This is a genomic window from Stenotrophomonas thermophila (assembly GCF_001499715.1).
Taxonomy (GTDB): Bacteria; Pseudomonadota; Gammaproteobacteria; order Xanthomonadales; family Xanthomonadaceae; genus Stenotrophomonas; species Stenotrophomonas hibiscicola.
In genome coordinates this window covers 1-26,819 of sequence record NZ_CVIW01000029.1, presented here as the reverse complement: position 1 = coordinate 26,819, position 26,819 = coordinate 1, and the positions used below count along the sequence as shown (strand labels likewise).

22 protein-coding genes are annotated in these 26,819 nt (G+C 67.0%); 9 read left to right on the top strand and 13 right to left on the bottom strand.

Annotation, left to right across the window (positions count from 1 at the left end; genetic code table 11):
• Positions 1–17 precede the first annotated feature (17 nt).
• The 5 genes from secF to queA all read right to left on the bottom strand — a co-directional run bounded on the left by secF (position 18) and on the right by queA (position 5,856).
• The gene (gene secF, locus BN1263_RS13360; protein ID WP_058981767.1) at positions 18–998 is read right to left on the bottom strand and encodes a protein translocase subunit SecF; all 981 of its coding nucleotides are present in this window, start codon (positions 996–998) and stop codon (positions 18–20) included.
• A 16-nt stretch (positions 999–1,014) separates the two neighbouring features.
• Positions 1,015–2,871 (bottom strand): protein translocase subunit SecD, encoded by a 1,857-nt coding sequence (gene secD, locus BN1263_RS13355; RefSeq protein ID WP_058981764.1) that lies wholly within the window; start codon positions 2,869–2,871, stop codon positions 1,015–1,017.
• Between the two features lie 61 nt (positions 2,872–2,932).
• Positions 2,933–3,277 carry a preprotein translocase subunit YajC gene (gene yajC / locus BN1263_RS13350; RefSeq protein WP_005409257.1) on the bottom strand — a complete coding sequence of 115 codons (345 nt, stop codon included), beginning with the start codon at positions 3,275–3,277 and terminating at the stop codon, positions 2,933–2,935.
• 134 nt (positions 3,278–3,411) lie between these two features.
• Positions 3,412–4,542, bottom strand: coding sequence for a tRNA guanosine(34) transglycosylase Tgt (gene tgt / locus BN1263_RS13345; protein WP_058981762.1), 1,131 nt, complete (start codon positions 4,540–4,542; stop codon positions 3,412–3,414).
• Positions 4,543–4,779: 237 nt separating this feature from the next.
• Positions 4,780–5,856 carry a tRNA preQ1(34) S-adenosylmethionine ribosyltransferase-isomerase QueA gene (gene queA, locus BN1263_RS13340; protein WP_058981760.1) on the bottom strand — a complete coding sequence of 359 codons (1,077 nt, stop codon included), beginning with the start codon at positions 5,854–5,856 and terminating at the stop codon, positions 4,780–4,782.
• A 210-nt stretch (positions 5,857–6,066) separates the two neighbouring features.
• On the opposite strand from queA, the gene BN1263_RS13335 reads away from it, so the two are divergent.
• Positions 6,067–7,563, top strand: a complete 1,497-nt coding sequence (locus BN1263_RS13335; protein ID WP_019661257.1) for an aminotransferase class III-fold pyridoxal phosphate-dependent enzyme — start codon at positions 6,067–6,069, stop codon at positions 7,561–7,563.
• Positions 7,564–7,746: 183 nt separating this feature from the next.
• Positions 7,747–8,340, top strand: coding sequence for an LOG family protein (locus tag BN1263_RS13330; protein WP_019661256.1), 594 nt, complete (start codon positions 7,747–7,749; stop codon positions 8,338–8,340).
• A gap of 20 nt (positions 8,341–8,360) precedes the next feature.
• Here BN1263_RS13330 and BN1263_RS13325 read toward each other — a convergent pair whose 3' ends face one another.
• The gene (locus BN1263_RS13325) at positions 8,361–11,204 is read right to left on the bottom strand and encodes a bifunctional diguanylate cyclase/phosphodiesterase (protein ID WP_019661255.1); all 2,844 of its coding nucleotides are present in this window, start codon (positions 11,202–11,204) and stop codon (positions 8,361–8,363) included.
• 247 nt (positions 11,205–11,451) lie between these two features.
• On the opposite strand from BN1263_RS13325, the gene BN1263_RS13320 reads away from it, so the two are divergent.
• The 5 genes from BN1263_RS13320 (at position 11,452) to BN1263_RS13300 (ending at position 15,635) form a co-directional block, all read left to right on the top strand.
• Positions 11,452–11,970 (top strand): RNA polymerase sigma factor, encoded by a 519-nt coding sequence (locus tag BN1263_RS13320; RefSeq protein WP_229301621.1) that lies wholly within the window; start codon positions 11,452–11,454, stop codon positions 11,968–11,970.
• Positions 11,967–12,971, top strand: a complete 1,005-nt coding sequence (locus tag BN1263_RS13315; RefSeq protein WP_058981758.1) for a hypothetical protein — start codon at positions 11,967–11,969, stop codon at positions 12,969–12,971. Before BN1263_RS13320 ends, BN1263_RS13315 begins: the two co-directional genes overlap by 4 nt.
• Before the next feature lie 40 nt (positions 12,972–13,011).
• Positions 13,012–13,605, top strand: a complete 594-nt coding sequence (locus BN1263_RS13310) for an IMPACT family protein (protein ID WP_058981751.1) — start codon at positions 13,012–13,014, stop codon at positions 13,603–13,605.
• A complete protein-coding gene (locus BN1263_RS13305) occupies positions 13,598–15,370 on the top strand; it encodes an ABC transporter transmembrane domain-containing protein (protein ID WP_058981750.1) in 1,773 nt (590 codons plus the stop codon). Before BN1263_RS13310 ends, BN1263_RS13305 begins: the two co-directional genes overlap by 8 nt.
• Before the next feature lie 70 nt (positions 15,371–15,440).
• On the top strand, positions 15,441–15,635 hold the full coding sequence (locus BN1263_RS13300) for a hypothetical protein (RefSeq protein ID WP_019661251.1): 195 nt from the start codon (positions 15,441–15,443) through the stop codon (positions 15,633–15,635).
• Between the two features lie 231 nt (positions 15,636–15,866).
• Here BN1263_RS13300 and BN1263_RS13295 read toward each other — a convergent pair whose 3' ends face one another.
• The 3 genes from BN1263_RS13295 to BN1263_RS13285 form a co-directional block, all read right to left on the bottom strand.
• Positions 15,867–16,991 carry a prephenate dehydrogenase gene (locus BN1263_RS13295; RefSeq protein WP_058981749.1) on the bottom strand — a complete coding sequence of 375 codons (1,125 nt, stop codon included), beginning with the start codon at positions 16,989–16,991 and terminating at the stop codon, positions 15,867–15,869.
• The gene (gene pdxY, locus BN1263_RS13290) at positions 16,988–17,896 is read right to left on the bottom strand and encodes a pyridoxal kinase (protein WP_019661249.1); all 909 of its coding nucleotides are present in this window, start codon (positions 17,894–17,896) and stop codon (positions 16,988–16,990) included. Before pdxY ends, BN1263_RS13295 begins: the two co-directional genes overlap by 4 nt.
• 576 nt (positions 17,897–18,472) lie before the next feature.
• Entirely contained in the window at positions 18,473–19,672 is a 1,200-nt protein-coding gene (locus BN1263_RS13285) for an MFS transporter (protein WP_058981748.1), read from the bottom strand.
• 71 nt (positions 19,673–19,743) lie between these two features.
• On the opposite strand from BN1263_RS13285, the gene BN1263_RS13280 reads away from it, so the two are divergent.
• A complete protein-coding gene (locus BN1263_RS13280) occupies positions 19,744–20,541 on the top strand; it encodes an AraC family transcriptional regulator (protein ID WP_058981746.1) in 798 nt (265 codons plus the stop codon).
• Positions 20,542–20,600: 59 nt separating this feature from the next.
• Here the strand turns inward: BN1263_RS13280 and dnaJ are convergent, their stop codons facing one another.
• The 4 genes from dnaJ to hrcA form a co-directional block, all read right to left on the bottom strand.
• Positions 20,601–21,722 (bottom strand): molecular chaperone DnaJ, encoded by a 1,122-nt coding sequence (gene dnaJ / locus BN1263_RS13275; protein ID WP_058981744.1) that lies wholly within the window; start codon positions 21,720–21,722, stop codon positions 20,601–20,603.
• A gap of 154 nt (positions 21,723–21,876) precedes the next feature.
• Positions 21,877–23,799 (bottom strand): molecular chaperone DnaK, encoded by a 1,923-nt coding sequence (dnaK, locus tag BN1263_RS13270; protein ID WP_005416183.1) that lies wholly within the window; start codon positions 23,797–23,799, stop codon positions 21,877–21,879.
• 181 nt (positions 23,800–23,980) lie between these two features.
• A complete protein-coding gene (grpE, locus tag BN1263_RS13265) occupies positions 23,981–24,496 on the bottom strand; it encodes a nucleotide exchange factor GrpE (protein WP_058981742.1) in 516 nt (171 codons plus the stop codon).
• 63 nt (positions 24,497–24,559) lie between these two features.
• Positions 24,560–25,624: a heat-inducible transcriptional repressor HrcA gene (hrcA, locus tag BN1263_RS13260; RefSeq protein ID WP_019661243.1), complete on the bottom strand. Its 1,065-nt coding sequence runs from the start codon at positions 25,622–25,624 to the stop codon at positions 24,560–24,562.
• Between the two features lie 115 nt (positions 25,625–25,739).
• On the opposite strand from hrcA, the gene BN1263_RS13255 reads away from it, so the two are divergent.
• A partial coding sequence (locus BN1263_RS13255) for an AAA family ATPase (protein WP_058981772.1) occupies positions 25,740–26,819 on the top strand: 1,080 nt, incomplete at its 3' end.

Below are 26,819 nucleotides of genomic sequence, written 5' to 3'. Positions count from 1 at the left end.
CTGCGTGCAGCAAGCGATTACGGGCGACGGGCCAGGGCCTCGACGTCCTTCGCCTTCGGCAGCAGGTCCTGCTTGCTCACGCGCAGGAAACCGATCGTCAGCATCGGCACCGCCACCAGGATCGAGGACAACACCACGATCACTGCACCGATCATGTGCGTCTCAGCCAGGCCTTCCATCGAGCTGCCGCCGTACATGTACAGCGCCAGCGCCGACAGGAAGAACATCACCGCGGTGATCACCGTACGCGACAGCGTCTGGTTGATCGAGCGGTTCAGCACTTCCATCGAGTCCACGCGCAGGCTGCGGAAGTTCTCGCGGACGCGGTCGAACACCACGATGATGTCGTTGATCGCAAAGCCCATCACCGACAGCAGGCCGGCCAGCACGGTCAGGTCGAACTCACGGCCCAGCAGGGACACGTAGGCGACCGTCACGATCAGGTCGAACATCGCCACGATGCTGGCGGTGACCGCGAACTTCCATTCGAAGCGCACCGCGATGTAGATCAGGAAGCCGGCCAGCATGAAGATGGTGGCGTACAGGCCATTCTTCGCCAGGTCCTTGCCGATCTGCGGGCCGACGAATGCGGTACTCATCACCGTGGCCTGGTTGTCGGCGCTGGACAGCACCTTCACCACGGCCGCGGCGGTGGCCTTGTCCTCGGCAGCGGCATCACCGGTGCCCGGCGCATGCTCGCCGTGCGGCGCCAGGCGGATCAGCAGGTCGGTGTTGCCACCGACGCTCTGCACCTGGGCACCGTCGAAGCCGTTCTGCTCCAGCTTGGCGCGGACCTGCTCGACGTCCACGGCCTTCTCGAAACGCGTTTCGATCAGGGTGCCGCCGGTGAAGTCCAGTGCGTAGTTGAAGCCCTTGATGCCGATGATGGCGACCGAGGCCAGAAACACCACGATGGTGACTGCCATGGCGACATGGCGCCAGCGCATGAAGTCGATCTTGGTGTCGTTCGGGAGGATGTGCAGCGGAAACAGTTTCATTGTGCGTGTCGTCCCGTCAGATGGCCACGTTCTGGAGCTTCTTGCGGCGGCCGTAGATCAGCGTCGCCAGCGCACGCGACACGGTGATCGCGGTGAACATGGAGGCGAAAATACCGATGATCATGGTCAGCGCGAAGCCCTTCAGCGGACCGGTACCGAATGCAAACAGCGCCACACCGACGATCAGGCCGGTCAGGTTGGCGTCGAGGATGGTGCCCGAAGCACGCTCGTAACCGGTCACGATCGCGGTCTTGCCCGGCACGCCGGCACGCAGCTCTTCTCGGATACGCTCGTTGATCAGCACGTTGGCGTCCACCGACAGGCCGACCGACAACGCCAGGCCGGCGAAGCCCGGCAGGGTCATGGTCGCGCCGAACAGCGACATCACCGCCACCACGATCAGCAGGTTGAACAGCATTGCCGCCGAGGTGATCACACCGAACATGCGGTAGTAGATGCTGAAGAACACCAGGGTGAACAGGAATGCGAACACGACCGCGCGCATGCCGTTCTTGACGTTCTCGGCGCCCAGGCTCGGGCCGACCACGCGCTCTTCGACGAAGTCCATCGGCGCAGCCAGCGAACCCGACTTCAGCAGCTTGGCCAGGTCCTCGGCTTCCTTCTTCTGCAGGCCGGTGGTCTGGAAGTTCTTGCCGAACACACCATTGATGTTGGCCACCGAGATCACTTCCTCGTTGACCTTGAAGCCACGCACTTCCTGGCCGTCGACGACGGTCACGGTCGGCACGCGCTCGGTGTAGACCACCGCCATCGGCTTGTTCACGTTGGCGCTGGTGAAGTCGAACATGCGCTGGCCGCCGACATTGTTCAGCGTCACGCTGACGGCCGGAGAGCCACTGTTCGGATCGGTCACCGCCTGCGCGCCGACCATCTGGTCACCGGTGACGATCACGCGCTTGTTCAGCAGCACCGGGCCCAGGCCGTCACGACGCTGGTACACCTTCGCCTCCGGCGGGATGCGGCCGGAATTGATGGCGTCCTGCGCATTGCCCTCGACCACCGCGCGGTACTCCAGGGTGGCGGTGGCGCCGATCATGCGCTTGGCTTCGGCGGTGTCCTGCACACCCGGCAGCTGCACGACCACGCGGTCTGCACCCTGCCGCTGGATGATCGGTTCGGCCACGCCCAACTGGTTCACACGGTTGCGCAGGGTGTTGATGTTCTGCTCGATGGCGCCATTGGCGATCTGGGTGATCTCGGTCTCCGGCACGGTGACCGTGATGCGGTTGCCACTGACGTCATAGCCCAGCGTCGGCTGCGCCTTCACCAGGGCGGCGCGCGCACGCTGCGCGGCGTCGTCGCCGGCGGACGGACTCAGGTTGGCCACGATGCTGTTGTCGGCACGGCGTTCCACCGACTGGTACGGAATGCGGGCGTCGCGCAGCGTGCTGCGCACGTCTTCGGTATAGGCATCCAGGCGCTTGTCGAGGGCAGCCTTCTGGTCGACCTGCAGCACGAAATGCACGCCGCCCTGCAGGTCCAGGCCCAGCACCATCGGGCGACCGCCGAGGTTGGCCAGCCAGTCCGGCACGGTCGAAGCCAGGTTCAGCGCCACGGTGTACTTCTCGCCGACGGTGTCACGCAGGACGTCGCTGGCGGCGGACTGCGACTTCAGGTCCGACAGGCGGACGATCAGGCTTTCCCCTTCCTTTTCGGCACCGATGGTGGCGATGCCGGCCTTTTTCAGGTCGGCCAGCACACGGTCGCGCAGCGCATCGTCGATCTGCCCGCCACGGTTGGCGGTGATCTGGATGGCCGGGTCCTTCTGGTAGATGTTGGGCAGCGCGTACAGCGCGCTGAGCGCCAGTACGATCAGGATGACGACGTACTTCCAGCGTGGAAATTCGAGCATTGCTTGGGTCCCGCGCGGCGCCATCCCCGGCGCCGCGGTTGTGCATCGGAAAGGGAGTGGCTTACTGGGCCGACTTCAGGGTACCGGCCGGCAGCACGTTGCCGACAGCACCCTTCTGCACGCGGATGCGCACGTTGTCAGCCACTTCAATGGTGATGAAGTTGTCGCCGATGTCGGTGACGATGCCGGCGATGCCGCCGTTGGTCAGCACTTCATCGCCACGCTTGATCTTCTCCAGCATGGCCTTGTGCTCCTTCTGCCGCTTCATCTGCGGGCGGATCATCAGGAAGTACATGATGGCGATCAGGATGACCGGGAACAGCAGCGTGGTCAGGCCCATGCCCTGCGGTTGGCCGCCGGCGGCCTGGGCGTGGGCGGCGGGAATCAGGAAGGCAAGCAGGTTCATCGTTGGTCCTTTGGTTGGGCGGCGCTTCGGCCGTTTCACGGGCACGAGGTGTCGACCGCGGATCTGGGTCAGCCTTGAAGTATGCCACGGCCCCGGGCGTTCGTCCTTGGGCCGTTTGGCAGGGGGCGTCCGGGTTAGAGGGGCGGCGCCACCGCCCCGCGTGCCGCATAGAAAGACTCACGGAAGGCCAGGAAGGTTCCCGCCTCGATGGCCGCACGGATGTCGGCCATGAGCTTTTCGTAATAGAACAGGTTGTGCAGGGTGCCCAGCATCGGCGCCAGCATTTCGTTGCAGCGGTCCAGGTGGCGCAGGTAGGAACGGGTATAGCCACCGGTGCAGGCCACGCAGCCGCAGCCCGGCTCGATCGGGTCCATGTCGCGCGCGTACTGGGAATTACGGATGCGGACGGTGCCGAACGAGGTGAAATAGTGGCCGTTGCGCGCATTGCGGGTCGGCATCACGCAGTCGAACATGTCCACGCCACGTGCGACACCCTCGACCAGGTCCTCCGGCCGGCCCACACCCATCAGATAGCGCGGACGGTCGCCCGGCAGCTCCGGGTCCAGGTGGTCGAGCATGGCGTTGCGCTCGTGCTCCGGCTCGCCCACGGCCAGGCCGCCGATGGCATAGCCGTCAAAGCCGATTGCCTGCAGGGCCTCGGCCGAACGGCTGCGCAGATCGGTGTGCACGCCGCCCTGGACGATGCCGAACAGGGCCGCGTCGTTGCCGAGCTGGTCATGCGCGTTGCGGCTGCGCTGGGCCCAGCGCAGGCTCAGCTCCATCGAGCGGCGCGCCACATCCTCGGTGGCCGGATAAGGGGTGCACTCGTCGAAGATCATCACCACGTCCGAATCGAGCACCTTCTGGATCTTCATGCTCTCTTCCGGGCCCAGGAACACGCGGGCACCATCGGTGGGCGAGGCGAAGGTCACGCCCTGCTCGGTGATCTTGCGGCGGTGGGCCAGCGAGAACACCTGGAAACCACCCGAATCGGTCAGGATCGGGCCATCCCAGCGGCAGAAGCCATGCAGGCCGCCGTGGTCGGCGATGACGTCCAGGCCCGGGCGCAGGTACAGGTGGAAGGTGTTGCCGAGGATGATCTCGGCGCCCAGCGCACGCACCTGGTCCGGCAGGATGCCCTTGACCGAGCCATAGGTCCCCACCGGCATGAAGGCCGGCGTTTCCACCGTGCCGCGCGGGAAGGTCAGGCGGCCACGGCGGGCACGGCCGTCGCGGGTCTGGAGCTGGAACTGCAATCGGGACATGGAGCGGTCATTCGGGCAAATAGTTGCCCATTGTCTCCCAAAACCGCCCTCCCTGCTCCGGTAGCGCCGGGCCATGCCCGGCGGAGCGGTTTGCCCGGGATGGCCGGGGCTACCGGATTCATCACGCATGGTGTGGATCTACCTGGGCAGTAGAGCCACGCCATGCGTGGCTTTCCTGGTCTCCAGGCACCTGCAAGTGCGCACCAACGGTGCGCACCCACCACAAGCAGGCAGAGGTCAGCGCCCTACCCCCGCCTGCGGGAACAGCAGCATCGCGTCGCCGTAGCTGAAGAAGCGGTAGCGCTGCTCGATCGCGTGCCGGTAGGCCTCGAACACCCGCTCCTTGCCGGCAAACGCGGAAATCATCATCAGCAGGGTGCTTTCCGGCAGGTGGAAGTTGGTCACCATCGCGTCGACGCTGCGGATGCGGTAGCCCGGGGTGATGAAGATCTGCGTTTCACCGGCAAACGGCAGCAGCTCGCCATCGCGCATCGCACTTTCCAGCGCGCGCACCACAGTGGTGCCGACGCCGATCACCCGGCCGCCGGCGGCGCGCGTGCGCCGCACCTGCTGCACCAGTTCGGCGCCGACGTTCAGCCACTCGCGGTGCATTACGTGGTCCTTCAGGTCATCGGCGCGCACCGGTTGGAAGGTGCCCGCCCCCACGTGCAGGGTGACGTGGCCGAAGTCCACGCCCTTCTCCTTCAGCGCGGCCAGCAGCGGTTCGTCGAAATGCAGGCCGGCGGTCGGTGCCGCCACCGCGCCCACTTCGCGCGCGAACACGGTCTGGTAGCGCTCGCGATCGTCCACGCCCGGCTCACGCTGGATGTACGGCGGCAGCGGCAGGGGGCCGGCGTGCATTAGCCACTGTTCCAGCGATTCCGGCACATGGAACTGCAGCACGTAGAACTCGCCATCGCGGCCCAGCACCTCGGCTTCACCACCGGCATCCAGCGCGATGCGGCTGCCGGCCTTCGGTGACTTGCTGGCGCCCACCTGGGCACGTGCCTGCTGGCCGCCCAGCAGGCGCTCGATCAGTATCTCCACGCGGCCACCGCTGGCCTTCTGCCCGAACAGGCGCGCCGGGATCACCCGGGTGTCGTTGAACACCAGCAGGTCGCCCGGCTGCAGCAGCGACGGCAGGTCGCGCACCTGCAGATCGGTGAAGGCATCGGGCGCCGGCGGTACCAGCAGCAGGCGGCTTGCGGAACGTTCGGCCAGCGGGGCCTGCGCTATCAGTTCAGCCGGCAGGTCGTAATGGAAATCGGACTTCTTCAAGGCAGTGGGCGGCAACAGGTCGACAATGGCGCGCATTGTACGTCCAGCGTCTGCGAGCCGGCGCGCTTCGCGGCGAACGTCGCGTAAAATGCTGCTATGCAGCAGGCTTTTGCGGGGTTATCGCGCAAAAAAACAAGTGCTAGCATCGAGCCGGAAGTCCGCTGCACGAGCCTGCCCCAAGCGCGCGTGATGACGCGCGTTTTGCTTTTGAAGACCCGTGCGACCCATTGTTTCAGGAGATCTGCAATGAGCTTCATCGAACGCCTCGCCCCCCTGCGCGCCCAGCCCGGCACCCGCCTCACCTCCGGCCTGGACGACGCCACGCTGACCGCCCTGTCCGCCAACCACCCGCAGCTGATCGCCGCGGTGGACGCCGCCGCCGAGGAATTCGCGCGCGTGCAGGCCGACCTGGGGCCGCTGCTGGCGCAGGACGAACAGGCGCAGATCGACGCGATGCAGGATGGTTTCGTCAACTTCTACGCCGATGACGCGGTGACCCCGTACGTGGCACTGGCTGCGCGCGGCCCGTGGGTGGTCACCCTGAAGGGCGCCGTGCTGTACGACGCTGGCGGCTACGGCATGCTCGGCTTCGGGCACACCCCGGACGCCGTGTTGGAGGCAATGGCCCGCCCGCAGGTGATGGCCAACATCATGACCCCCAGCCTGTCGCAGCAGCGCTTCATCACCGCCCTGCGCGCCGAGATCGGCCATCGCCGTGGCGGCTGCCCATTCGCCCGTTTCATGTGCCTGAATTCCGGCTCCGAAGCGGTCGGCCTGGCCGCGCGCATCGCCGACGTCAACGCCAAGCTGCAGACCGACCCGGGTGCGCGCCACGCTGGCGCTGCGATCAAGCGCGTGGTGGTCAAGGGCAGCTTCCATGGCCGTACCGACCGCCCTGCCCTGTATTCCGATTCCAGCCGCAAGAGCTACATGCAGCACCTGGCCAGCTACCGTGGCGAGGATTCGGTGATCACCGTGGCGCCGTACGATGAGGCCGGCCTGCGCAAGGTGTTCGAGGACGCCGCACGCAACCAGTGGTTCATCGAGGCGGTGTTCCTGGAGCCGGTGATGGGCGAAGGCGACCCGGGCCGCTCGGTGCCGCCGTCGTTCTACGCCGTGGCCCGCGAACTGACCCGTGCGCATGGCAGCCTGCTGCTGCTCGACTCGATCCAGGCCGGCCTGCGCGCGCATGGCGTGCTCTCGGTGGTCGATTACCCGGGCTTCGAAGGCTTGGACCCGCCGGACATGGAAACCTATTCGAAGGCGCTGAACGCCGCGCAGTACCCGCTGTCGGTGCTGGCGGTGACCGAGCATGCCGCGCAGCTGTACCGCAAGGGCATCTACGGCAACACCATGACCAGCAACCCGCGTGCGCTGGACGTGGCCTGCGCCACCCTGGCCCAGCTGACCCCGCAGGTGCGCGCCAACATTGCCGAACGTGGCGCCGAAGCCGTACGCAAGCTGGAGCAGCTGAAGAACGAGCTGGGCGGCCTGATCACCAAGGTGCAGGGTACCGGCCTGCTGTTCTCCTGCGAGCTGGCGCCGCAGTTCAAGTGCTACGGCGCCAATTCCACCGAAGAATGGCTGCGCCAGCACGGCATCAACGTGATCCACGGTGGCGAGAACTCGCTGCGCTTCACCCCGCACTTCGGCATGGACAGCGAGGAGCTGGACCTGCTGGTGGGGATGGTCGGCCGTGCCCTGCGTGAAGGCCCGCGCCGCGAACAGGCCGCTGCCGCGTAAGCCTGCTTGGCGTTTGTAGAGTCGAGCCATGCTCGACTCAGTCTTTGCCGCGATCTGAACGAAGAGCAGCCGAGCATGGCTCGGCTCTACAGAAGGGCTCATAATCCAAGGACACCCCGTTCCCGACCGCCCTGCGGTTGGCGACGGGGCGTTTTCGTTTCCGGCCAAGAGACAGGAAGATCCATGAAATCGATCTGTGTGTACTGTGGTTCCAACGCTGGCAGCAAGCCGGCCTACACCGAACGCGCCATTGCCCTGGGTGACCGCATCGCCCGCGACGGCCTGCGCCTGGTGTATGGCGGCGGCAACGTCGGCCTGATGGGAACCGTGGCCAATGCCGTGCTCGCCGCTGGCGGCGAGGTGACCGGCGTGATCCCGCGCCAGCTGGCCGACTGGGAAGTGGCCCACCGCGGCCTGACCGAACTGGAGATCGTCGGTTCGATGCATGAGCGCAAGTCGCGCATGTTCGATCTTGCTGACGGCTTCGTCGCCCTGCCCGGCGGCTTCGGCACCATGGAAGAGATCTTTGAAATGCTGACCTGGCGCCAGCTGGGCATCGGCAACAAGCCGTGCGCCTTCCTCGATGTGGAAGGTTTCTACGCCCCGCTGATCGGCATGATCGATCGCATGGTGGAAGAGCGCTTCCTGCACCCGGACCAGCGCCAGGACCTGTGGTACGGCTCGGACATCGAAGCGATGCTGGAGTGGATGCAGAACTACCAGCCGGCCCAGGCCTCGAAGTGGATCGACGAGAAGCGTCGCGCTGCCCTGCGTTGATGCAGCCGCACGCGGTGGGCTCAGGCCGCCGCGTGCGACCACGGGGCGGGCCGCCCCAACAGGTAGCCCTGGCCGTAGTCGCACCCCAGTTCGCGCAGGGTCTGCCGCTGCGCCTCGGTCTCGATTCCTTCGCCGATGGTTTCGATGCCCAGCGTGCGCGCCAGCGACAGCACGCCCTCGACCAGCGCGCGCGTGCTCTGCACTTCCGGCCCATGCAGGCCAGCGATGAAACTCTGGTCGATCTTCAACGTGCTGATCGGGAAACGGTGCAGGTAGGACAGCGCGGAGAAGCCCGTACCGAAATCGTCCAGCTGCACTTGGATGCCGCGCTCGCGCAGCCCCTGCAGGATGCGCAGGGTGTGCGGGGCATCATCCAGCAGCGCCACCTCGGTTATTTCCAGCCGCAGCCGCTGCGGATCGGCGCCGTATGCGTCCAGCAGGCCGAACAGGCGGCCGCTGAACTCTGCAGAGCGGAAATGCCGCGGTGATACGTTGACCGATACATAGCTGTGCCCGCCTTCGGCGAGGCCAATGATCACCTGTTCGTAGATCAGCCAGTCGACCTGCTCGATCAGGCCGCTTTCCTCGCCCAGCTCCAAGAACGCGCCGGGCAGCAGCAGGCCACGGCGCTCATGCTGCCAGCGCAGCAGCGCCTCGTGGCCGACCACTTCACCGTCGGACAAGCGCACGATCGGCTGGTAGAACGGTACGAAATCGCGGTTGTTGATCGCACGGCGCAGGTCGGCTTCCAGGTCCAGGCTGCGCATGGCTTCTTCGCGCATGTCCTCGTCGAAGATCGCACAGCGGTCATGGCCCTGCGCCTTGGCCCGGTACATGGCCGCATCCGCATCGCGCAGCAGCTCTTCTCCGGTGCGGTAGCGCGGATTCCACAGGGCAATGCCCAGGCTGCCGGACGGAAACAGTTCGCGCCCGGCGATCCACATCGATTCCTGCAACGCCAGCAGCAGCCGCTGGCCGAAATCCAGTGCCTGGGCCAGACCTTGCGGGCATTGCAGCAGCACCGCGAATTCATCACCGCCCAGCCGTGCCACCACGTCGTCGGCGCCGGCCATCGATACGATGCGCTTGGCCACTTCCTCCAGCATGCGGTCGCCGGCGGCATGCCCGATGCTGTCGTTGACCAGCTTGAAGCGATCCAGATCGAGGAACAGTACGGCGAACACCGGGCCACCCTCACGCCTGGCCAGCACCAGCGCATCCTGCAGTCGATCCAGCAGGTGCAGGCGATTGGGCAGGCCGGTCAGCGCATCGTGCATGGCCTGATGGGTGAGCCGCTGCTCGGCCCGCAGCCGCTCGCCGATCTGCCCGAGCAGCTTTTCGTTGACCTCGGCCAGCTCGCGGGTACGTTCTTCCACGCGCTTTTCCAGTTCGGCATGCGCCGAACGCAGCCGCTGCTGGTCGCGTTGACGGGCCAGGCCGGTACCGATGTTCTGCGCGACGAAGGTCAGCAGGCGCTGGTCGTGAACGCTGAACGTGCTGTTTTCGCTGTAGCTCTGCACCACGATCGCGCCGACCACTTCGTCGTCGCGCAGCAGCGGCACGCCCAGCCAGCAGTGCGAACGTGCACCGGATTCACGCACCTCGCCACTGGCCAGCAGCGCATCGATCTGCGCGCGCGAGGCCAGCAGCGGGCGCCGGTTGCGCACCACGTATTCGGTCAGGCCCCGGCTGAAGGGCCGTGGCGCGCGGCTGGCATTGTGCTCGTCCACCGAATACACGAAATCCAGGCCGTTGCCGGCCGGGTTGACCAGGGCGATGTAGAAATTGCGCGCGTCGAGCAGGCGCCCGACCACGCCGTGCACCTGCCCGTAGAACTGAGCCAGGCTGTCGGCCGACATCGCCATTTCGGCGATGTTGTACAGGGCGGTCTGCAGCTGTTCGGCACGACGACGCTCGGCGACCTCGTCCTGCAGGCTGTGGTTGGCCCGCTGCAGTTCCTGGGTGCGCCGCGCCACCTGCTGTTCCAACCGGACCTGCGCCTGGCGCCGATCCATCGCGGTCTGCACGTGCTGGGCGACGAAGCCCAGCAGTGCGCGCTCGGCCTCGCCGTAGCGGGCGGCCTGTTCATAGCTCTGAACCACGATGGCCCCGCAGACGCGGCCGTCGCGCAGCATCGGCACGCCCAGCCAGTCCAGGCTTTCGGGACCGCGCTGCGGGTCATGCTCCTGTTCCATCACCTGCGCCAGCAGTTTGCGCGAAGGGCCACTGAGCGGCTTGCCATGGCGCAGCAGCGCCACGGTCAGGCTGCGCGGCATCTCGCTGGCGTCATGGCTCTGCGTGGGATCGGCGACGAAGTCATCGACCTGATCGGCAAAGTACAGGAACCGGATCTGGTCGCGCACATCGTCGTATTCCACGATGTAGCAGTTCTCGGCATACATCAGCGTGCCGAGCACGCCATGCACGTGGCGCAGCATCTCGGGCATTTCCAGATCGGCACCGGCCAGATCGGCAATCTGAAACAGGGCCTGCTGCAGCCGCTCGGCCTCTTCCAGTGCCTTGATCTGGCCGGCTTGGCGGCCGCGCTGCAGCGCCAGTTCCATCGCCTGCCGGGCAACCCCCCACCATGCAGGCGAAGGCGCCGCCCCGGCTACCGACAACAGCAACCGCGCACCGTCGTATTCCCAGCCATGCTGACCCTCGCCGATTCCCGGCTCCGCGGCCACCTGGCCGGCAACTGCTGGCGACGGCCAGCCGCCCTGGCCACGACCGAGCTGCGGGTCGTCCCAGCCAACGCGAACCACGGCCGTTTCCGGCAAAAGCGCATGCAACGCGCGCACCAGCGCCGTGCTCAGCACGGCCTCGTGTGGTGACTCTTCCGCCGGTTCAGCATGCGTGGACAAATGACAATCTCTTGGCGCCGTCTGTGCGTCGCCTCCCCTGAGCCGCCGAGCATAGCGCGCCACCCGGGGGGCAATGGAAGCCCGTAAACCCCGAATCGTGCACCCGTGCGTTTTTCCTGCTGTCCGTAGCCCCATCCGAGCCATGACCCTCGCCCTGCCCGCCCCCGCCACCGGCTATGCGCCATCGCCCGCAGGCCTTACCCTGTACGCCGTGGAAGCCAGCGCACTGCCAACCGATGAAGCCTTGATGCTGGCCTGGGCCGGTGGCGACCTGCGCGCCTTCGAAAGCCTGTATGCGCGCCACCGCAAGCGCCTGTTCGGCTTCCTGCTGCGGCAACTGCGCGACAACGCGCTGGCCGAGGAGATCTTCCAGGACGTCTGGCAGCGGGTGATCAGCGCCCGCGCCGGCTGGCAGCCCGAGGCCGCGTTCAGCACCTGGCTGTTCCGCATCGCCCACAACCGCCTGAATGACCATTGGCGTGCCGCCCGTCATCGCCCCGCCGCGCCGGCCGACGCCGATCTGCGCCTGGCCGCGATCGAGGATGGGCAGACCCCGGAAGGTGAGCTTTCCGAATTCGAACAACGTCGCCGCATCCAGCTGGCGATGGAACAACTGCCGCCGGAGCAGCGCGAAGTGCTGCAATTGCGGCTGGATCAGGAACTGAGCCTGGAGGAGATCGGCCAGATCACCGGCGTAGGCCGGGAAACCGTGAAATCGCGGCTGCGCTATGCGATGGACAAGCTGCGTGCGGGATTGAACGCATGAACCGAGACGAACCACTGACGCCGGAAGAACGCGAGCTGGCCCGGCTGCTCGGCCGCCGCGCCGAACAGGCACCGCCGGCTGCACTGGACACCGCCATTCTGGCCGCGGCCCGTGCCGCCGTGGATGCTCCGCCTGCCGATGCAGTGGCCTCTCCGGAGGCGCCGCGCACGCAGCGCACACGCCCGCGTTGGCCGGCCGTGTTCGGCATCGCCGCCTCGATGGTGTTCGCCATCGGCATCGCCTGGCAGCTGCGTCCGGAACCGCCGCCGATTCCGGCCGGTGAGGCGGCCGTGGCTGCGGCACCGGCTGCGGCAGAAGACAGCGCGGCTGCCGATCAGGCCGCTGGGAACCGCGCAGCCGACAGCGCGGTGGTGGCAGCGGATCCTGCTACTGCGCCCGCAGCACCCGAGACGGCCCCCGTTGCCGCCGCCCCGGCACCGGCCATTGCGCGGGCGTCCAAGCCCGTTCCGGCCGAATCCGATGAAGCGTCGGCCCAGGCAGCACGATCGATGGCTGCGGATGCGGCCGCCGATGTCTCCTTTGCGGCCCTCCCGCCCGCACCGGCAGCGGCGCCGCCTGCGCCACCTGCGCCACCGGCACCCGCCGCCTACTCGGCACCCACACCGGCACCGGCCCTCGCGCCGGCAGCGTCCGGGGCACTGAAAGCACGCGCGGCCAGCGCACCGGCCGCCAATGCAGCCGAGGTCGAGCGGGCGCAGGCGCTGGATCGGGTGGAGATCACCTCGATGAAGCGTGAGGCTCCCAGCCGTTCCGCACCGGGCATCATGCGCCGCGGCAGCGATGCGCGCCTGAGCGCGGATGCCGTGCAGGCCGAAGTGGACGCCGACGCACGACTGCCGCGCCGGCAGTGGCTGCAGAAAATCCGCACACGACGCGACGACGGCCAGCGCGATCTGGCCCGTGCCAGCCTGGAGCGCTACATGCAGCAGTACCCGGAAGCGCGCCTGCCGCGCGACCTGCGGCCGCTGCTGGACGATTGAAGCGGACGGGAACACCCGGCAACCCCGTAGAATGACGGGAATGCTCGATACCCTCGCCCAGCCGGTCAGCCACACGCTGGAAGTCAAACACAGCCGTTTCATCACCCAGGCCGCGCCCATTGACGGCGCCGCAGCGGCCATGGCGTTCCTGCAGCAGGTCGCGGTGACCGATGCCACCCACAACTGCTGGGCCTACCGGCACGGCCAGGACTATCGTTCCAGCGACGATGGCGAGCCGGCCGGCACGGCTGGACGTCCGATCCTTGCGGCGATCGACGGGCAGGGCTTCGACCGGGTGATGGTGGTGGTGACGCGCTGGTTCGGCGGCATCAAACTCGGCGCCGGTGGCCTGGTACGCGCCTACGGTGGCGCCGCCGCCGAGTGCCTGCGTACCGCCCCGCGCCTGCCGCTGGTGGCGCTGGCCCGGTTGCAGCTGCTGGCTGGCTTTGAGGACCTCGGCACCCTGCACGCCACCCTGCCCGCCTTCAGCGCGGAAAAGCGCGATGAACAGTTCGATGCCAACGGTGTGTGCCTGCGGATCGAACTGCCTGCCGATCAGGTCGACGCATTGAAAATCCGCCTGCGCGACGCCACCCGTGACCGTATCCGCATAGAAGACGACCAGGATGACTGACAAGGACGACGCCCCCGCTTCGACCCCGCCGCTGCGGCGCCTCGGCAGCCTGCGCACGCTGTGGCCATTCGTACGCCGCCACAGCGGGCTGTTCACCGCCTGGCTGCTGGCCCTGGCGGTGTCTTCGGCCGCCACGCTGAGCCTGCCTCCGGCGGTGAAGCAGATGATCGATCATGGTTTCAGCAGCGGCGGCCAGATCAACCGTGCGTTCGCCCTGCTGATGCTGGTGGCGGTAGTGATGGCGTTGGGCACGGCCGCGCGCTTCTACTTCGTGTCGCTGCTTGGCGAGAAAGTCGTGGCCGACCTGCGCAGCCAGCTGTATGCCCACCTGATCCAGCTGGGCGCCGGCTTCCACGACCGCAGCCGCAGCGGAGAGCTGGTTTCGCGCCTGACCGCAGACACCGAACTGCTGCGCAGCGTGGTCGGCTCGACCATGTCCGTTGCGCTGCGCAGCACGGTCACGGTCATCGGCAGCCTGGCGATGCTGTTTGTGACCAGTCCCCGGCTGGCGGCGTGGTCGCTGCTCGGTATCCCACTGGCGGTGCTGCCCATCATCATCGGCGCACGCAAGCTGCGCACCGTCGCACGCAACAGCCAGGACCGCATCGCCGACGCCAACAGCCTGGCCAGTGAGACACTGGGCGCGGTGCGCACGGTACAGGCACATGCGCGCGAAGCCTATGAACGCGGACGCTTTGACAAGGCACTCGGTGATGCCATCGGTGCCGCTCGGCGCCGCATCGGCGCGCAGTCTCTGGTCACCGCCAGCGCCATCCTGCTCGTGTTCGGCGCCATCGTCGGCGTGTTGTGGCTGGGCGCGCACGACGTCATCGACGGCCGCCTCAGCGCCGGCACGCTGGGTCAGTTCGTGCTGTATGCATTGATCGGCGGCGGTTCGGTGGGCGCGCTGGCCGAAGTATGGAATGAGCTGCAGCGCGCGGCCGGCGGCATGGGCCGCATCGGCGAGCTGTTGCAGGAAGACATCGAGATCCGCGCGCCGGCCCAGCCGCACGCGCTGCCGCAACCGCTGCGTGGCGAGATACGATTCGACGACGTGGTGTTCCACTACCCGCAGCGACCAGACCAGGCCGCACTGGACCACTTCAACCTGCATGTGCGCCCCGGCGAGACCGTAGCGCTGGTTGGGCCGTCAGGCGCGGGCAAGAGCACGGTGCTTTCGATGCTGCTGCGCTTCCATGACCCAGCCAGCGGCCGCATCGACGTGGACGGCATCGACGTGCGCCAGGTCGACCCGGCCGAGCTGCGCGCGCAGCTGGCGCTGGTGCCGCAGCAGCCGACGCTGTTCGCGGCCAGTGCACGCGACAACATCCGCTATGGCCGCCTGCAGGCCAGCGACGTGGAAGTCGAGGATGCCGCGCGTGCCGCCGAGGCCGATGCTTTCCTGCGCGCGTTGCCGCAGGGCTATGACAGCGAGCTGGGTGAGCGCGGTGCCCGCCTTTCCGGTGGCCAGCAGCAGCGTGTGGCGATTGCCCGCGCGCTGCTGAAGGATGCGCCGATCCTGCTGCTGGATGAAGCCACCAGCGCGCTGGATGCACAGAGCGAACACAGCGTGCAGCAGGCATTGGAACGGTTGATGGCGGGTCGCACCACACTGGTCATCGCCCACCGCCTGGCCACCGTGCTCAAGGCCGACCGCATCGTGGTGATGGACCAGGGCCGCATCGTCGCCGAGGGCACGCATGCACAGCTGCTGGCCGAAGACGGACTGTACGCTGAACTGGCACGCCTGCAGTTCATCGATTGATGACGTCCGGCTAACATCGGCGCGGCCAAGCTGGCCGCGCAACAGCAGCATCCGCTGAAGGAGGTGCACGATGTCGTTCCGTCAGTTCCCCGCCGTCGACAGCAACGGCGAAAGCCACATCATCATCGAGTTCAAGCCCGAAGCGAGTGGCAGCGGGCACCACTCCGAAGCTACGCCACGCTATGAGCTGGATGACGGGCGCCAGCTGGTGCGCAATGGCCGTGAATTCACCACCAGTGGCGGCGAGTTGAGGTTGACGATCTGAGGCTCGCCGGGCATGGCCCGGCGCTACCGGATTTCATTCCGCCCCGCTCTGGTGGGTGTCGACCTTGGTCGACATGCTTTTTGCCAAAGGCGGTCGAGCATGGCTCGACGCTACAAAAAAGCATGGTCAATTTTTCACCAGACATCTTGACAGCCTTGGCTGCCAAGGGCTGCGCGCGGTTATCCACACCTTTGCTCAGAAACCATCCACACCACCTGTGGATGAATGTGCTCAGCCCAGCACCCGTCCGATGCCGCTGGCGTCCACCTCGGCCGCTGCCCGACGGATCGCCGTCGGATCACTGCCGGCCACGAATCCGATACGGAAATGCACCTCGCCCCCGGGCGTGCGTGAGGAATGGATCGAGGCCAGGCTGATGCGGTGCTGCTCGAACACGTTCAACAGTTCACGCAGCGAGCCCGGCCGGTCCTCCGGCAAATGCACCGACAGCGCGTTGCGCTCGGTCAGGTCCGCCAACAGGTAACCCACGCGTTCGAACGTGTAGTTGCCGTCAGCCAGTTCCTGCTCGCCGAAGGCATTGCGATTGGCCAACAACAGCTGCTCACGGAATGCACTGCGTGCAGTGTCGTCGCCCTGCCCGACCTGGGCCTGCAGGGCCTGCAGCTGGCCGACCAAGCGCTCCAGCATCGGCGCCACGTACGGGTTGCCGAACTGGATGTCCTCGTAGATCGCGGGGTTCAGCGACAGGATGCGCGAGATGATCGCCGTATCCAGTTCGAACGATGCCGACCGGTACGGCATCATCGCGGCCAGGTCGCCCAGCTGCGGCTGGTACTGGCGCAGCACGCCGGCCTGGGCCAGGTGGGTGGCATGCACCATCGCCTGCACCAGCGCCATCATCTGGTCGTGATGCTGCGGCGTGGCGCGCACGCACTCAGCCTGCAACGCCGTGCACAGCGTATCAACCCACGGTTGCCAGTGCCGCAGCCGCGCTTCGCAGACCACCATCACCCGGCCCTTCAGGGTCGGCGCCTTGGGCGGCGCGGTCATCGGGTGCAGGCCGACCACTTCGGCTTGAGAGGCCAACATCGCCTGCACCGGCGCTTCTTTTACCGAGGTCACGTCCAGCCACAGCCGGCCCTGCTCGCGGCCGGCCGACTGCTGCACGTACGCGGCAATCAGCGCCGGCGTATGCCGGATCGGTGCCGAGAACACCAGCACGTCAGCCTGCGCCAGCAGCTGTTCCGGCGTATGCGAGTCCGGATCGGCCGGATCGTGGCCGATCACCTGCAGCTGCATGTGCTGCTGGAAGAAGCGGGTCAGCCAGCGCCCGTAGGCGCCGGCACTGCCGATGATGCCGACCGTGCGCGGCGTGCGTGGGTCCAGGCCACTCATGCCACGCGTTCGGCGCGGAAGCGCGTTCCTTCGGCCAGCGCCGCCGGCGCTGCAGCAATCACGTCGAACTCTTCGAAGCCGTTGTCGAGGGTCGCCTCCAGCGCCGCATGGGTGCCGGCAATCGCGCGCGAGATCGCCTGCTGCATCGATTCGCCGCGCAGCAGGAACGACACCACCAGCGACATCAGCACATCACCGGTGCCTGCCACGTCCACTGGCAGCAACGGCGAGGTCCAGCGCCAGGTTTCCTCGCGGCCAACGGCCAGGGTTACCAGTTCACCCGGGGTGCCGCCCACGCTGTGCGCGATCACCCAATGCGGGCCGCGATCCAGCAGCGTGCGCGCGGCGGCGATGGCATCGGCCTCGGCCAGCGCTGGCATGCCGGTCAGGCGATTGAGTTCAAAGGCGTTCGGGGTCACCAGCCAGGCATGGGGCAGCAGGCGCTCGGCGAAGATCGCTTCCAGGCCCGGTTCCACGTACGGGCCGGTGTGGGTGTCACCGATCACCGGGTCCAGGCAATAACGCAGTTGCGGGCAGCCCGGCAGGATCGCGTCCAGCCAGTCGGCGAAGGCGGCACCGTTGGCGGTGCTGCCGAAGTAGCCGGACACCAGCATCTTCGCGCGTTGCGGCAGGCCGCGCTCGTGGCTGCCGAGCAGCAGGTCGGCGAACCAGTCGGCCGGCAGCACGCGGCCACGCGTGGTGTCGTAGAACGGCGCGTTGCTGAGCAGCACCGTCGGAATGCTTGCCACACGCACGCCCAGCGCGCGCATCGGCGGGATTGCCGCGCTGTTGCCGGCATGACCGTAGACGAGTTGCGACTGGACCGAGATGACATCGATCGGGGACGGACCGTCGGGCCGCTGGCGGCGGCCGTGGACCAGGTGGTTATCAAGGGATTCGCTCATGACCGCATTCTACGCCCAAGGGGGTTTTCGGCAGGGCTTGCAGCCCTGCACCTGCGCAATGCAACGGCAACCGCAACGGCCGAAGCCGAAGCCAAAGCGGCATTCCGCGGGGTGGCGGGTCGGTGTCGGAGTGCGGGGACGCCGCAAGTACGTCCTTGTAGGCTTGGCAGCGGCATCCATGCCGCTGACACCCCGCACGCCGACACCGCCCCGCCTTCGACAGGTTCACGCGGCTGTTGTTCCGCGCGGCTGTTGGTGGTGTCGACCTTGGTCGACACATCTGTCAGATATCGAATGAGTCATCCACGCATGGCGTGGATCTACCGTGTCGACCAAGGTCGACACACACCAGGGCAACGTCGTTCCGACAGATCGCGGAAAACGGTCGAAGGCGGGGTGGGTCCGGTTGCGGGGGCGTGAGCGCCATGGATGGCGCGACCGAGCCTACAAGGACGTATTCACGGCGTCCCCCCCAACCGGACCCACCCCGCCAATCCACGGATAGCGCGCTTTGGCTTTTGATGTTGAGTTGATTCTGCAGGTGCAGGGCGCAGCCCTGCAAAAAAAAAGCACCCCTCAGTGAGCGGCAGGCCGCGACGGCGGCAGCCACGCCGCCACGATGCCCAGCAGCGGCAGGAACGCAGTCAGCTGATAGACGTACTCGATGCTGGTCTTGTCCGCCAGCAGGCCCAGCACGGCGGCACCCAGCCCGCCCATACCGAACGCGAAACCGAAGAACAGGCCGGACACCATGCCGATCCGGTGCGGCATCATTTCCTGCGCATAGACCACGATGGCCGAGAACGCCGAGGACAGCACGAAACCGATCAGCACCGCCAGCACCGTGGTCCAGAACAGATCGGCATGCGGCAGCATCAGTGCGAACGGCGCAACGCCCAGGATCGAAGTCCAGATGATCGGCTTGCGGCCGATGCGGTCACCCAGCGGGCCGCCGAGGAAGCCGCCGGCCGCGGACGCCACCAGGAATGCGAACAGGTGCAGCTGCGCCTGTGCCACCGGAATGCCGAAATGGTGGATCAGGTAAAAGGTGAAGTAGCTGCCGATGCTGGCCATGTAGAAGTACTTGCTGAAGATCAGCACCAGCAGGATCGCCAGCACCTTGGCCACGGTGCGCGGCGGATGGCGCGGCGCCGTCGAGGCGGTGCTGGCCGGGCGCGGGATGCCCAGGTGCAGCGCGTACCAGCGGCCGACATAGGTCAGCAGCGCGATGCCGATCAGGGCGGCGCCGGCAAACCACGATGCGGCATGCTGGCCATACGGCACGATCACCGCCGCTGCAATCAGCGGGCCCAGCGCGGTACCGAAGTTGCCACCGACCTGGAACACCGACTGCGCGAAACCATGGCGACCGCCCGAGGCCAGCCGCGCGATGCGCGAGGCTTCCGGATGGAAGATGGCCGAACCAATGCCGACCATCGCCGCCGCCATCAGCACCACCGCGTAGTTCGGTGCGAAGCCCAGCAGCAGCATGCCGCACAGGGTCGAGGCCATGCCGATCGGCAGCGAGTACGGCGCCGGGCGGCGGTCGGTAGCCATGCCGATCAACGGCTGGAAGATCGAGGCGGTGAGCTGGTAGGTCAGCGTGATCAGGCCGATCTGGGTGAAGCTGAGGTTGAAGCCGCCCTTGATCACTGGATAGATGGCCAGGATCAGCGACTGCATCATGTCGTTGACGACATGCGAGGTGGAGATGGCGGCCAGCACGCCGGGGGCCACCGGGCGTGAGGTGGTTGCGGGAGAAGCCAGGGTCGACATGGATACAGTCAGGTTGGGGGCAAGCCACGCATGCTACGGTGACCTCCCCTCCCTTCTGCCGCGTTCGGGTCATGGCCTATCGCAAAAAGGACATCCCCTGCCAGGTCCGCGAGACTGCGCCGTGGAACGAGGTTCCGGTGCACCGCCCAGTGACCTGCCGCGCCCGCCATTACAAGCCCGGGACCCACATCGCGCCCCACCGGCACCGGCGTCACCAGCTGGTGTTCGCCATGTCCGGACTGATGGTGGTGCGTGCAGACGGCGGCCGCTGGGTAGTGCCTTCAACCCGCGCGATCTGGGTCCCGGCCGGCACGGCCCATGCGGTGGACTGCATCGCCGAAGTACACATGCGCAGCCTGTACGTGGAGCCGGACTTCGCGCCGCAGCTGCCGGACGAAGCGTTCGCGGTACAGGTGGCGCCGCTGCTGCGCGAGCTGCTGCTGGCCGCCAGCCTGATCGAGACCGCGCATGTGGACGACAGCCGCGACGGCCGCGTGGTGCGCCTGCTGCTGGACGAGCTGCACCGCATGGACGTGCTGCCGCTGCACCTGCCCTCGCCCACCGACCCGCGCCTGCAGCGGATCTGCCAGCACATCCAGAAGCATCCCGGCGACGACGCCACGCTGCAGGATTGGGCGCAGGCCCTGCAGGTGGACGTGAAAACCATCCAGCGCCATTTCGCCAGCGAACTGGGCATGACCTTCGGGCAGTGGCGACAACAGGCGCGGCTACTGGCCGCGATGGAACGGCTGGCGGTCGGCGACAAGGTCATCGATGTCGCGCTGGCAATGGGTTACGACAGCCCAAGCGCGTTCACCAGCATGTTCAAGCGGCAGCTGGGGCAGACACCTGCGGCGTTTTTCCGCTGACCGCATACGAAAACGCCGGGCATGGCCCGGCGCTACCGTTCAACGCTTGCGTTGAGAACTCAGGACGTCATGCGGTCCCAGAAGCCCTTCACTCCATCGATGAAGGTGGCCGACTTCGGCGAATGCTTGCGCGCTTCCTCACCGACGAAGGTGGCTTCGAACTGCTCCAGCAGCTTGCGCTGCTCGTTGGTGAGGTTGACCGGGGTCTCCACCACCACACGGCAGTACAGGTCACCCTCGCTGCGGCTGCGCACCGAACGTACGCCCTTGCCACGCAGGCGGAACAGCTTGCCAGTCTGGGTCTCGGCCGGGATGCGGATCTCCGCCTCGCCGCCGAGCGTGGCCACGCGCACGGTGTCACCCAGTGCCGCCTGCGAGATGCGGATCGGCACTTCGCAGTGCAGGTCGTCGCCATCGCGCTGGAAGATCGCATGCTCGCGCACGCGCACTTCCACGTACAGGTCACCCGGCGGCGTACCGGCCGGACCAGCTTCGCCCTCGCCCTGCAGGCGGATGCGGTCGCCGGTATCGACGCCCGCCGGCACCTTCACTGACAGCACCTTGTCTTCCTCGACGCGGCCGTTGCCGTGGCAGGTCCTGCAGGGCTTGGCGATGATCTGGCCACGGCCGCCGCAGTTGTGGCAGGCCTGCTGCATGGCGAAGATGCCGCGCTGGATGCGCACCTGGCCACGGCCGTGGCACACGTTGCAGGTCTCGACCTTGCCGTCCTCGGAGCCACTGCCATCGCAGTCGTTGCACTCGGCCAGGGTCGGAATCTCGATGCGGCGCTCGACGCCGCGCACGGCTTCTTCCAGGTCCAGCTCCATCACGTAGCCGATGTCGGCGCCGCGACGGGCCTGGCGCGGACCACCGCCGCCACCAAAGATGTTGCCGAAGATATCGCCGAAGATATCGTTCATGTCCGGGCCGCCCGGACCACCGCCGCCCATGCCGTGCTCGAACGCGGCGTGGCCGTGGCTGTCGTACATGCGGCGCTTGTTGCCGTCGGACAGTACTTCGTAGGCTTCCTTGCACTCCTTGAAGGAGGCTTCGGCCGCCGTATCGCCCGGGTTGCGGTCCGGGTGGAACTTCATCGCGCAGCGACGGTAGGCCTTCTTCAGCTCTTCGTCGGTGGCGGTGCGGGCAACGCCCAGCACTTCGTAGTAATCGCGCTTGCTCATATCGTGAATCGGGTTCCGGAACGTCGGGATTCGTCAAAGCGGAAGAGCGGAACCAGGTCCGCTCTTGCGTCGGGCGCCCCGACACGCCGGTGGGCGGTCAGGACCCTGATGCGACAACGGGACGCTGGTGGCCAGCGTCCCGCGTCGGTCCGGATCAGGACTTCTTGTCGTCCTTGACTTCGGTGAACTCAGCGTCGACTACGTCGTCCTGCGCCTTGCCGGCATTGCCGGCGTCGGCACCCGGGGCACCGCCCTGGTCGGCCGAAGCAGCGGCGAACAGCGACTGGCCAGCTTCTTCCAGTGCCTTCGACTTGGCTTCGATCTGTGCCTTGTCGTCGCCCTTCATCGCGGTTTCCAGGTCAGCCAGGGCCGCCTCGACCTTGCCGATGACATCGCCGCCGACCTTGCTGCCGTGCTCGGTGATGGCGCTGCGGGTGCCGTGGATCAGGGCGTCGGCCTGGTTGCGGGCCTGCACCAGTTCCTGGAACTTCTTGTCTTCTTCGCGGTTGGCTTCCGCGTCGGCGACCATGCGCGCGATCTCCTCCTCGGACAGGCCCGAACCGGCCTTGATCTCGACCTTCTGTTCCTTGTTGGTCTTCTTGTCCTTGGCCGACACATGCAGGATGCCGTTGGCGTCGATGTCGAAGGACACTTCCACCTGCGGCAGGCCGCGCGGGGCCGGCTCGATGCCGGACAGGTCGAACTTGGCCAGCGACTTGTTGAAGCGGGCCTGTTCGCGCTCACCCTGCAGCACGTGCACGGTCACGGCCGACTGGTTGTCCTCGGCGGTGGAGAACACCTGCGAGGCCTTGGTCGGGATGGTGGTGTTCTTCTCGATGATCTTGGTGAACACGCCACCCATGGTCTCGATGCCCAGCGACAGCGGGGTCACGTCCAGCAGCAGCACGTCCTTGACGTCGCCGCCCAGCACGCCGCCCTGGATCGCCGCACCCAGTGCCACGGCCTCGTCCGGGTTGACGTCCTTGCGCGGTTCCTTGCCGAAGAACTCGGTCACGGCCTGCTGCACCTTCGGCATGCGGGTCTGACCACCGACCAGGATCACTTCGCTGATGTCGCTCGAACGCAGGCCGGCATCGTTCAGGGCGACGCGGCACGGCTCGATCGACTTCTTGATCAGGTCGTCCACCAGGGCTTCCAGCTTGGCGCGGGTCAGCTTGATGTTCAGGTGCTTCGGACCCGACGCGTCGGCAGTGACGTACGGCAGGTTCACTTCGGTCTGCTGGGCGCTGGACAGCTCGATCTTGGCGCGCTCGGCAGCGTCCTTCAGGCGCTGCAGGGCCAGCGGATCCTTGCGCAGGTCGATGCCCTGGTCCTTGTTGAACTCTTCAACCAGGTACTCGATGACGCGGTTGTCGAAGTCTTCGCCGCCCAGGAAGGTGTCGCCGTTGGTGGCCAGCACTTCGAACTGCTTTTCACCGTCGACGTTGGCGATCTCGATCACCGAGACGTCGAAGGTACCGCCGCCCAGGTCGTACACCACGATCTTGCGATCCTTGTTGTCGCCCTTGTCCAGGCCATAGGCCAGCGCGGCCGCAGTCGGCTCGTTGATGATGCGCTTGACGTCCAGACCGGCGATGCGACCGGCGTCCTTGGTCGCCTGGCGCTGGCTGTCGTTGAAGTAGGCCGGCACGGTGATGACCGCTTCGGTGACCTTCTCACCGAGGAAGTCCTCGGCGGTCTTCTTCATCTTTTCCAGCACCTTGGCCGAGATTTCCTGCGGCGCCATCTTCTTGCCGTCGCTGGTGGCCACCCAGGCGTCGCCATTGTCATGGGCCAGGATGCTGTACGGGACGTGGGCGATGTCCTTCTGCACCTCGCCATCGGTGAACTTGCGGCCGATCAGGCGCTTCACCGCGTAGAAGGTGTTCTTCGGGTTGGTCACGGCCTGGCGCTTGGCCGAGGCACCGACCAGGACTTCGCCGTCCTTGGTGTAGGCGACGATCGACGGGGTGGTGCGATCGCCTTCCGAATTCTCGATGACGCGGGCCTTGCCGCCGTCCATGATCGCCACGCACGAGTTGGTGGTGCCGAGGTCGATACCAATGATCTTGCCCATGGGGGAGACTCCTGAGGATGCTTGTTGGGGTCAGTCCGGCCGTTCGGCCGGTGGATGAATACGATGTGGGGGAGGCTCGTGGAACATTCAAGCCATCCTCCGAACGCTGTGTTTCCGGTCATCCGGCGCGTTCAGCGTCGGGTCGGGTGGCGGTGGCTGTCCGCCGCCCGGTCCCGCGGGATCACTCGGCGGCCACCACCACCAGCGCCGGCCGCAGCAGGCGCTCGTTGAGCAGGTAGCCCTTCTGGAACACGGTCACCACGCTGCCCGGGGCGGCGCCCGGGGTCGGCGCCTGGCTGATCGCCTGGTGGTGTTCCGGGTTGAACGGCTGGCCGATCGGGTCCAGCAGGACCAGGCCGTTGTCGGCAGCGACCTTGAGCAGCTGCTTGTAGGTCAGCTCCAGGCCTTCGCGCAGCGGATGGGCGTCATCGCCAGCGGCCTTCAGGCCGGCGTCCAGGCTGTCGAACACGGGGAGCAGATCGCCCAGCAGCTTCTCGTTGGCGAACTTGCGGGCCTGTTCGATGTCACGGGCAACGCGCTTGCGCTGGTTCTCCAGGTCGGCGCGCTCACGCAGGGCATCGGCCTTGACCTGTTCGATTTCGGCGCGCAGGCGCTCGACTTCGTCGTTGACGCCGGCGGTGGCGGCCGCATCGGCGGCACTCTGCTGGGATTCGATATCTGGCTGTTCGTGGTTCATGTCTGGGTCCCTGGCGGTCAAACTCCGCCTCCAACCACCCTAGTGTGGGCGGGATGCTGCGTTTCAAGCGTCGGATGTTCCCGGCGTGCGCGAGGCCGGTGAAAAGGCGGCGCCGAGCACATCGGCCGTGGCCTGGACCAGCGGGATCACGCGGTCGTAGGCCATCCGCTTGGGACCGATCACGCCCAGCACGCCCAGCACCTGGCCGTTGGCGGTGTACGGGGCGGTGACCAGCGAGACGCCCTGCAGCGGCATCATCCCGGTCTCCTCGCCGATGAAGATGCGCACGCCCGGCGCCTGGATGGTCCGCTCCAGCAGCTGCAGGATCTCGCGCTTGCTGGAGAACAGCTCGAACAGTTCGCGCAGGCGCTCCAGGTCGGACAGGTCCTGCACCCCCATCAGCCGGGTCTGGCCGGCCACCAGCATGTCGTCGGCCGGCGGCTGCAGGGCCTGTTCGGCCAGTTCGATGCTGTGCGCCAGCAGCTGTTCCAGTTCGGACCGGGCATCGCGCAGTTCCAGCAGCAGGCGGGTGCGGATCTCGGCCAGCGGCAGGCCGGCGAAATGCGCATTGAGGTAGTTGGCGACCTGCTCCAGCTGCCCCGGCGCAAACTCCTGGCGGGTCTCGATCACCCGGTTCTGCACCTCGTTGTCGGCAAATACCAGGATCGCCAGCACCCGGCGCCCGTCCAGCGCCACGAAATCGATCTGGCGGAAGGCGAACTGCTCGCGCCGCGGTGCGCTGACCACGCCGACGAAGTGGCTCATCGCCGACAACAGTTCCGAAGCGCTGCCGAGCAGGGCCTGGGTACTGCCACCGCCGGCCAGCTCCTGGCGCAGGCGGGCCAGCTCGCCCTCGCCCGGCGGCTGCATCTGCAGCAGGCTGTCGACGAATACCCGGTAGCCGTGCGCGGTCGGCACCCGCCCGGCCGAGGTATGCGGCGAGGCCAGCAGGCCCAGGTCCTCCAGGTCGCCGAGGATGTTGCGGATGGTGGCCGGGCTGACCTCCAGCCCGGCCACGCGTGCCAGCGTCTGCGAGCCCACCGGCTCACCGTCCTGGATATAACGCGCGATCAGCGTGCGCAGCAGATGGCGCGCACGCGGGGCAAGCTGGTCGGGAGAACCGTGCATGGAATCAACCTGTGAGACACGGACACTAGATAATGGCGGCGCATCACCTTGGCAAGTCATTGGACCTCCCGCGCCCGCGTGCTAGCGTTGCGCGGCTGCTGATACCCCCTTACCCATGCTCAGACATCTTTCGATCAAGGATTTCGCCGTCGTCCGCGCTACCGAACTGGAGTTCGGGCCAGGCATGACCGTGGTTTCAGGCGAGACCGGCGCCGGCAAGTCGCTGATGGTCGACGCGCTGGGCTTCCTGTCCGGCCTGCGCGCCGACAGCGGCGTGGTCCGCCATGGCGCCGCCCGCGCCGAGCTTTCCGCCGAATTCGCGCTGGAGCAGCTGCAGGCCGCCCGCCAGTGGCTGGCCGACAACGAGCTGGACGACGAGGACCAATGCCAGCTGCGCCGCGTGATCCGCGCCGACGGCGGTTCCCGGGCCTGGATCAACGGCCGCCCGGTGACCCTGGCCCAGCTGGGCGACCTGGCCTCGTTGCTGGTGGAGATCCACGGCCAGCACGAACAGCAGGCCCTGCTGACGCGCCCGTCGCAGCTGGCGCTGCTGGATGCCTATGCCGGCAACGAGAACGAACGCCGCCAGGTACGGCGCGCCGCCGCGGCCTGGCAGGCACTGGTCGATGAATCGCTGGCGCTGTCGCAACAGGGCGACGTCAGTGACCGGATCGGCTTCCTCGAGCACCAGCTGCGCGAACTGGACCGGGAAGACCTTGAGCCGGAATCGATCGCGGCACTCGGCGCCAGCCACCGTCGCCAGGCCCACGCCAGCGCCCTGCTGAGTGCCTGCCAGGCGGCCAGCAACCAGCTCAACGGTGACGACGGCAGCTCCGCGCTGGACCTGTTGCAGCAGGTGCGCCACGAGCTGTCGCGCCTGATCGAACACGACCCACGGCTGGGCGAGGTGGACGGCCTGATCGAGAATGCCTCGATCCAGCTGCACGAAGCCCTGTCGCTGCTTGACCGCGTGCACGACGATCTGGATGCCGACCCGGAACAGTTCGAGGAGAACGAGCGCCGCCTCGGCCGCCTGCACGACCTGGCCCGCAAGCACCGCGTGCCGATGGACGAGCTGGGCGCGCAACGCGAGCGCATGCATGCCGAAGTGGAGCAACTGCGCGGCGCCGACGAGCGCCTGCAGCGCCTGGCCGGCGAGATCGACAAGGCCGCTGCGGCTTGGCGGATGCAGGCT

Coding starts and splice junctions, on each gene's coding strand:
- BN1263_RS13310 (WP_058981751.1), top strand. CDS start 13,012: ATGCTCGATACCCTCGCCCAGCCGGTCAGCCACACGCTGGAAGTCAAA.
- BN1263_RS13320 (WP_229301621.1), top strand. CDS start 11,452: ATGCTGGCCTGGGCCGGTGGCGACCTGCGCGCCTTCGAAAGCCTGTAT.
- secF (WP_058981767.1), bottom strand. CDS start 998: ATGAAACTGTTTCCGCTGCACATCCTCCCGAACGACACCAAGATCGAC.
- dnaK (WP_005416183.1), bottom strand. CDS start 23,799: ATGGGCAAGATCATTGGTATCGACCTCGGCACCACCAACTCGTGCGTG.
- grpE (WP_058981742.1), bottom strand. CDS start 24,496: ATGAACCACGAACAGCCAGATATCGAATCCCAGCAGAGTGCCGCCGAT.
- queA (WP_058981760.1), bottom strand. CDS start 5,856: ATGCGCGCCATTGTCGACCTGTTGCCGCCCACTGCCTTGAAGAAGTCC.
- BN1263_RS13335 (WP_019661257.1), top strand. CDS start 6,067: ATGAGCTTCATCGAACGCCTCGCCCCCCTGCGCGCCCAGCCCGGCACC.
- BN1263_RS13300 (WP_019661251.1), top strand. CDS start 15,441: ATGTCGTTCCGTCAGTTCCCCGCCGTCGACAGCAACGGCGAAAGCCAC.
- tgt (WP_058981762.1), bottom strand. CDS start 4,542: ATGTCCCGATTGCAGTTCCAGCTCCAGACCCGCGACGGCCGTGCCCGC.
- BN1263_RS13305 (WP_058981750.1), top strand. CDS start 13,598: ATGACTGACAAGGACGACGCCCCCGCTTCGACCCCGCCGCTGCGGCGC.
- hrcA (WP_019661243.1), bottom strand. CDS start 25,624: ATGCACGGTTCTCCCGACCAGCTTGCCCCGCGTGCGCGCCATCTGCTG.
- BN1263_RS13315 (WP_058981758.1), top strand. CDS start 11,967: ATGAACCGAGACGAACCACTGACGCCGGAAGAACGCGAGCTGGCCCGG.
- yajC (WP_005409257.1), bottom strand. CDS start 3,277: ATGAACCTGCTTGCCTTCCTGATTCCCGCCGCCCACGCCCAGGCCGCC.
- pdxY (WP_019661249.1), bottom strand. CDS start 17,896: ATGAGCGAATCCCTTGATAACCACCTGGTCCACGGCCGCCGCCAGCGG.
- BN1263_RS13330 (WP_019661256.1), top strand. CDS start 7,747: ATGAAATCGATCTGTGTGTACTGTGGTTCCAACGCTGGCAGCAAGCCG.
- BN1263_RS13285 (WP_058981748.1), bottom strand. CDS start 19,672: ATGTCGACCCTGGCTTCTCCCGCAACCACCTCACGCCCGGTGGCCCCC.
- BN1263_RS13295 (WP_058981749.1), bottom strand. CDS start 16,991: ATGAGTGGCCTGGACCCACGCACGCCGCGCACGGTCGGCATCATCGGC.
- secD (WP_058981764.1), bottom strand. CDS start 2,871: ATGCTCGAATTTCCACGCTGGAAGTACGTCGTCATCCTGATCGTACTG.
- dnaJ (WP_058981744.1), bottom strand. CDS start 21,722: ATGAGCAAGCGCGATTACTACGAAGTGCTGGGCGTTGCCCGCACCGCC.
- BN1263_RS13280 (WP_058981746.1), top strand. CDS start 19,744: ATGGCCTATCGCAAAAAGGACATCCCCTGCCAGGTCCGCGAGACTGCG.